The organism is Oceanobacillus alkalisoli (assembly GCF_021556485.1).
Taxonomy (GTDB): Bacteria; Bacillota; Bacilli; order Bacillales; family Amphibacillaceae; genus Oceanobacillus; species Oceanobacillus alkalisoli.
Genome location: NZ_JAKGBW010000002.1, coordinates 318,828 through 325,231, shown reverse-complemented (window position 1 = coordinate 325,231; position 6,404 = coordinate 318,828). Strand labels below are relative to the sequence as shown.

Below are 6,404 nucleotides of genomic sequence, written 5' to 3'. Positions count from 1 at the left end.
GAACCAAGACAGCATCAGAATGAAGTACAGACGTGCTTTGTTTCAAGAAACAGGTGTTGAATCTTAATTGGGGAAACCTGTTGAGTGTTAATTGTGAAAAACTGCTTAATTCTACTTGACGGTTACATCTAGCAATATAGCTTGATAAACTTTAAACATATGGTGTACCAATTCCTATTGGATTCAAATTGTATAAGACACTTCTTGTAGTTAGAAATTTATTATGCTCTGTCCTGTTATTTTGTAAACTTTGAATACTACTCTCCATTTTTTATACCCCCAAAAAAATAAAAATTGAGTATGAAATTCCTCTCAATTTTTACAGTTCTATTGAATATGTCGCATTGGTAATTCTGTGCCAACACTATCTCTCTCAGGTTTTCTTTTACCTGGAGTTTTATTAATCTTTCTTTCTCTCACTACTTGTTCCTCATTTTTATTTATTCCTAATAGTTCTTTAAGTTTTTCTTTATCTTTATCGCTATCTTTAAATGCTAATTCTCCTTCAATTGCCTCTTTCCCTAATGTTAATAGTTTTCTTGTCTGCAATGCATTTCTTTTTAAATTATCATAAGTTATTGTTTTCTCATCATGTTTAATTGCATCTGAAAGGCATCTTTGCAACCAGTTCTTTAATATACCTGCGCAACCGATAGATCCCTCATATAGATACTCTGAATGTTTATATAAGTTTGGTTCTACTTCGACTGGTAATAGCTTTTGAAATGTAAACAAAAGGGATTTAAACGTTTTTCTATCTTCTTCCTTAGCATAATCGTATCTTGGAAAGTGAATTTCTTTAACTCGCCTAGACAACTGTCCATCTAAATTAAAAACAGCATTTAAATCATAAGTTCCAAATAGAACAATTTTTGTATTACTCATATTAGCAAGTGACTTAATTGAATTAAATTGCCTCTGATTTTTTTCACTGTTCCCTCTACTTTCGGAGTCAATCTTAAAAAAATGTTGGGCTTCATCAATTAAGAGTGCTTTTGTTTTTCTGTAATAAAAGGCATTTTCAATAGATCTACGCAACTCGGCTGCAGTCCCAACATTTCCTGGTCTACTATTTTTTTGATTATTTTTATATTTGTACACATCGATCTTATTATCAATTAAAGGTTCATTTAATGATGAAAGCGCCCTATAATAAAAATCTTTCCAGTTAAACTTTCCCAGATCTGGATTTGGAAGCTCTATGCCAGAAATCGGAATAATGCTTTTATCTTCTTCAAGTTCTTTCTTCATTTCTTTAAACACAGATAACATCGTTGCTATAAAGAGTCTAGATTTCCCTACTCCAGATGGCCCAACTACCATAATAATATTTTGTGACCCGTTATATATCTCATTCTTTAATTCATCTAAAACTTGTTGCATTTTAGGATGACTTACTGTGAAATCATTAAAGTAATCTTCACGTTCCTTTTTAGATTTGGATAATAAATTTTCATCAAATAATCTTTGTTTTTTTGTCATTTATATCAACTCCCCAAAAACCTCAAGCTCATCATCATCTTTATAAATATCCTCTGCATCATTTAAATTCTCATCATCCACATTTTCTGTAATCGGATGAGTACGCTTGTCAACTACCTTCAAATTTGCTTTTGTTGAGGACAATTCTTTTTCGTTAATAAGTTCCTTTTCAATTTCCTCCGATTCAAGTATATAGCTAGCTATCATTCTATCTGTTATTGTATTGTTCTTAGAATATATTTTATTGTTTTGTCTAATCCCTTCCGCAATAAGTTTGATTTGATTTTCCGTCTTACCATCTAGATATTTATATTGTGCCGATTTACACTTAATCCATTGACCCTCAATATGCGCATAAGCTATTGCAATATTGAATGGATCATATTTAACTTGAATATTTGTACTTTCTACTTTGGGATCACGAAACTGTTCACACCAATAATAAGAATAATTTAGTTTTATGCCTTGACCCGGAAAAACTTTCCTTGTATTCACTTTAGGAGAAGGTAATGTCGTTAAAATGAATGTTTCATTATAAGGTATATAGGTATGAAGGCGACTTCCAGAAATTGCGATGGATTCCTCAAATGCTTCCCTAGGCGTTTGATGTAGTGACGGATTTTCAATATGATCATATACAGAGCTAAACCAGTTATCGAGTCGCTCAGTTAATGTTTCCAGTGTCCAAACTGCATGATTTTTTGGATTAACTGATTTAGTTACCTGTCTAACATTCTTCATAATTTGCGTATTACCTTTTAAGTTATGGACAAACAATTTATTAGTTATACCAAATAATCTTTCGACTACGTTACCAAATCTAGCTTTGGCCGGTGGTCTTTCTTTTTTATGAACACCGTAAAGAGCAAGTAATGATTCAAAATAAACACTATTAAATTCTTTTCCTCCATCTACAACTATATAATTTGGTAATCGATTATAATTCTTTACACATTCTCTAATAACCATCATAGCTGATCGGTAGGAGGGGGCTTCAAAAGTTAAATAAAATGCAAGAATTCTCCTTGAATAAGCGTCGATCATTAAAGAAAGCCAAGGTCGGATCGAACCATTACCAATATCCAGTTCAATATCTAACTCCGTATGATCAATATGTGCATATTCAAAAACTCGTTCCCCATGTTTAGGTGTTGTAAATTCTAATTCAGTATAAAATTCTTCGTATTTATAAGAAGCTCTTCTACCTTTTCTTGCCCTTTCAACTTCATATTTCGAACGGTGTTTAATCGCTTTACAAAATGTTGCATATGATGGTGCATAAAGATTTAATTCTTCACACTTTACAAGGAATTCACGATAAACAGCTTTTGCAGTTTTCAATTTAATAGTTTCGTAACTTTCAGATATCATACTATCCATTAAGTTTTTTGTTTCATTAGACAACCTTGACCCTCTATTCCCTCTTTGTTTTGTTTTCGGGAGTAACCCTAAATATCCGCTTCCATAAATTTTCTCTGCATCTTTATACTTTTTAATCCAATTACGTAGCGTTCTCTCTGTTACATTCAATTCAGGTTCTAGCCCATTTAAATACTTAAGGACAATTTCATATTTTTGGTTTGCAACTTTCAAATCCTTTTCTGAAGCCTCTGAAATCATCTTTTTTAATTTGTTATTTTTATCTATTTTCTCGTTATCAATGCCATGTATATACCCTTCGGAGATATACGATTCAAATATTTCAATAGGTAGTTCTACCGTCTTATTATCATTAATAGACAGTAAAAAAACTTTTTTATTACTCTGATCATAATTTAATATTATCCAAGAAGTATCTCCCCATAGAATTCTATTCCCACTTTTTAGTTCAATTTTATTTGTTTTTGTTCTTTTTCTAATTGATTTCTCTATGATTGAAAATCCTTGACACTGTTCTTTATTTAAATAAAGTTTTACATTTTCAGGTTCTGTGATTACGTCATTGTATAAATCAATATAAATTCTGTTTTGGGCAATAAGAGCATATACATTATCCGCGGAAAAATGCGTATCTGCTTGTTGAATTAATTCTAGTAATGTTAAGCCGGGATTTGCTAAGATTAATTCTTCTATTCTTAAAATTCTAGGCCTCGATGGTATATACTCTTTTATAATATAATCTTCTAGAAACTCAAGATTACGCTGAAGTTTCCAATTAATTTCCGCAGATGAGCGTAAAAGAAAATCTAAATTAAATTCTTTCGCATAATTCTTTCCGGGCGAAAACACCCACTGACTATTTTCCTTAAAAAATCTCTCTGGATTTTCTTGTGACTTTCTAATAAGTTCTTCTTCTGTTTTCCACTCAACCCAATATGCTCTATCTTTCTCTATTACAAAATAATCTGCTGTTTTCAAATAAGCCATTTTCTTATTGTTCATTTTACTATGATAGTAATAAATCTTTATTCGTGGTGGTTGATCATAATATTCCAAAACATTATCATTAAATTCCATCATGTAAATGGCAGGTAATTCTACTTTATGACTTTCGAATTGAATAGTAACCCCCATCTTTTTACTGCTATATCTCCCGCTTACGTTATGTCTACCACCTCCAAACCTTCTTGCAGGCGGAGACTTTCTTACTCGTTGTATCTCATTTTTTGCCTCATCTGTCAGATTTAATTTCCTTGCCCATTGTTCAAATTCTTTTTCACTCATCATGAAATAAACTCCCCCTTACTGAATTATCCCCAAATCCATTTTTAATCAATAGCATTTTCCAATAATCTTGTAGTGCCCTCTCTCTTAATAATCCGTTTTTATTTACAAATGTTTCAATTTTCCTACGACTCGGATATATGTTTTCTTTTTTTAAAGAGTTAAATGCATAGTCAATTTCTACTTTTAATGATTTAATTCTTTGTTGAGATTTAGTTTTTAAATAATCGCTATAATTTCGAGAAATATTTTTGCACTGCTGAGGATATTTTTTATACAAAACTCGTCTGTCATGTCCAATTTCTCTTGCAACTTGATACATTGATGTTGGAGGTTGCCTGTTCAAAAGTTCTTCTAACTTTCCCACTATTACTTCATTATTTAACGGATTGCGAATTGTTTTCTTATAGCTCCTTTCAATATGGTGATCGACTTTAAATATATTAGTATCGGTACTAAAACAACTTAATTGCAAATCAGAAATATTTTTGTTTAATTTAAAGCAAATTATTAATAAATTAACTAATGAAGGAAAATTATCCCCATTTATCCAGGAATGTACTGTGCTTTTGCTGAATCCTAGATAATTAGAGAATTTAGAAATACTTCCCTCAAATAATTCTTCCTTACTTAAATTTAATTGACCTCTTATACGTTTTCTAAAATCTATTGGTAATTTATTTATTAATAAATCCTCTAGATTCTTTGTGACATATGTTTGCCATTTTAATTCTTGAGCATTTGGTGTCTTCCTATTAAAATCTACTTCTAATGAATTTAAGCAATATGGACAGTACCCCACTATCATTTTTCTCCTTAGTATATCTATCTTTGATCCACAAGTATGACATTTATCAGTTAAAAAATACTTGTGCTCAATACAAACTGTTACTACTTTTAAATACCACAAAAGAGGAAAGTATACTCTTTGTTCATTATTATTCATATACCTCAAACATTCTGGACACCAAGAAAGGGATTCTTTAAATAACTTTCGTAAGGGAATATAGTCTTTCCATTTTAATAAAGTAATACTTGATAAGTCATTCCTAGTGGTTAGTTCTTCCATCACATTCACCAGATTAATAGAATTATCCATGTAGCCATTTATTGTTTTTGCTCCTTCATAAAAACGATTACCCCCGAACTTACTGCTCCGTATTAAATATTTTATCCCTATTGAAGGGACTACCAATTTACTTATCAAATCTCCAACATTCAAATTATGCTCATATGACACTCTCATTATATAGCTTGTTAGACTTTCTACATTTTTTGTTCCAATGCCTACAGGTTCTATGTTGTATAAGACGCTTCTCTTAACCTTGTTTATCAATCTCTATAACCCCTTATAAATGACTTATTGTTATTATCCGCATTTTTTAACTTTTTATGCCTCTTTTTTATTTATTATTAAAAACGAGTAATATGAACTAGTTAAAAAGAACTGCTTTGTACAATTTAAAGTTAAAATTCAAAGAATAAGTAATCAAATATTGATATCCTGGAATGGAATGAATAAACTAATTATGACTCTTATAATTAATTTAAAATCAGCAACAAATGTTTAATCAGCTTATCTCTAATTTACAACTGATGTATCTTGTGTACATAATGATAGATACTATAGATATAAAAGACGAAGCATTAAAAATTATTAGGGGTTAGTAGAATTAAGTAATTTTACAATTTTCGATTTTGAGAATGACAATTAGATGAAATTATTATTGATACAGCACAGAAAGGATAGTGGGTATGATAAACAAAGTATTAATTTATCTCGATTTTGATGGCGTGTTAACAACTAAATTTTCAAATCCATCTAAATTTCATTTAGGATTAGAATTTGATCCGGTTTGTATTGAAAATTTAAAGAAATTATTAAAAGAATTAAAGGACAAATATGATAAAATTATCATCGTTATTATAAGTAATTGGCGTTATGATTTATCTGAAGATCAGTTGGTACAATTATTATGTAAAGTGTATGGATTAGAGCCTTATTTTAGTGAAATTGAATTCGCTGATAAAAAAGGAAATCGGGAGGAAGAAATAAAAGAACATCTTGCTATGAATACGGAAGTAGAAGCGTTTTTTATTTTAGATGATATGAACTATAGGGACGAAATCTTACGCAGGCACTTGATAAGAACTAGATCGGAAGATGGAATACGAGCATTCGAGGACATTAAAGCATATGCTCTGGAGATAATAGACTATTAGTCAATTTGCTTGGAATTATGAAACACATTTTTCAA

The 6,404-nt window shown here is 30.4% G+C and carries 4 protein-coding genes; 1 reads left to right on the top strand and 3 read right to left on the bottom strand.

The features are described 5' to 3' along the window. Nucleotides 1-327 precede the first annotated feature (327 nt). Genes LZD48_RS03930 through LZD48_RS03920 form a run of 3 tightly spaced genes read right to left on the bottom strand, consistent with a single transcriptional unit; the run spans nucleotide 328 to nucleotide 5,482 of the window. Nucleotides 328-1,482, bottom strand: a complete 1,155-nt coding sequence (locus tag LZD48_RS03930) for a TniB family NTP-binding protein (RefSeq protein WP_235761428.1) — start codon at nucleotides 1,480-1,482, stop codon at nucleotides 328-330. Further along, the gene (locus LZD48_RS03925; RefSeq protein WP_235761427.1) at nucleotides 1,483-4,149 is read right to left on the bottom strand and encodes a TnsB C-terminal domain-containing protein; all 2,667 of its coding nucleotides are present in this window, start codon (nucleotides 4,147-4,149) and stop codon (nucleotides 1,483-1,485) included. After that, the gene (locus tag LZD48_RS03920; protein WP_235761426.1) at nucleotides 4,139-5,482 is read right to left on the bottom strand and encodes a helix-turn-helix domain-containing protein; all 1,344 of its coding nucleotides are present in this window, start codon (nucleotides 5,480-5,482) and stop codon (nucleotides 4,139-4,141) included. Before LZD48_RS03920 ends, LZD48_RS03925 begins: the two co-directional genes overlap by 11 nt. Before the next feature lie 419 nt (nucleotides 5,483-5,901). On the opposite strand from LZD48_RS03920, the gene LZD48_RS03915 reads away from it, so the two are divergent. Beyond that, nucleotides 5,902-6,369 (top strand): HAD domain-containing protein, encoded by a 468-nt coding sequence (locus LZD48_RS03915; protein ID WP_235761425.1) that lies wholly within the window; start codon nucleotides 5,902-5,904, stop codon nucleotides 6,367-6,369. The last annotated feature ends 35 nt before the right edge of the window (nucleotides 6,370-6,404 follow it).